At 78.9% G+C, this 724-nt stretch carries 2 pseudogenes; both read right to left on the minus strand.

Features of this window, described 5'->3' with window-relative positions:
• Positions 1-216, minus strand: a pseudogene (locus CCN33_RS28925) (pyridoxal phosphate-dependent aminotransferase); the annotation flags it as partial.
• 178 nt (positions 217-394) lie between these two features.
• Positions 395-724, minus strand: a pseudogene (locus CCN33_RS28930) (hypothetical protein); the annotation flags it as partial.

Below are 724 nucleotides of genomic sequence, written 5' to 3' on the forward strand. Positions count from 1 at the left end.
GGTCACGTGGTGGGGGGTGCAGGGCAGTGAGCGCCGGGTCCAGTAGCCGCAGGCGGCCTCCAGCAGGGCCGGGTCGCCGCCGGCGGGCTGGGCCGCGCCGTGGTGTTCGGCGGCGGCGAGCCGGGCGGCGAGTTCCGGGAGGACGGGCAGGCCGTCGGCGGGGAACGGCGGGCCGTAGCGGACCGGGCCGTGGCCCTCGGGTTCCCTCCGCCGCATCTCCGCCTCCGCACGGTCCGTGTGCCGAATCCCCTGTGTCCCCGGTGTCCGGTGCCTTGTGGCGGGTGCGCAGGGTGCCCGCTGGTGGTGCCCTCGGGGAGGTGTGTACCCGCCGAACGGCCCGGCATGGCTCGTGTCCGGCGTCGTCCCGGTCACAGCGGCCTCCGGTGCCCGCTTCTCAGCGCCCGGCCGGGCGCCTGCGGCCGTACAGCCGGTACCCGGCTCCGCCGGCCGCGGCGGCGATCAGCGCACCGCCCGCGGCGAGGGCGGGTACCGAGTCGGAGAAGGTGCCGCCGGCCCCGGCCTGCACGCCGTGCTCCACGGTGGGCGGGTCGTCCTTCGCGGGGGCGGAGTCCCAGTCCTGGCCTTCCTCCGCACCGGCGTTCCAGGCCGGATCGTCTCCGCCCCCGCCGGTCTTCCCGGCCGGGGCCGCCGCGCAGTCCTTCCCGCCGCCGCTCCGCTCCGGTGCGGGGGGCGCCGGGCTCAGGTACGGCGCTCCGGGCAGCGG

This window comes from Streptomyces recifensis (assembly GCF_002154615.1).
GTDB classification, from domain to species: Bacteria; Actinomycetota; Actinomycetes; order Streptomycetales; family Streptomycetaceae; genus Streptomyces; species Streptomyces griseoluteus.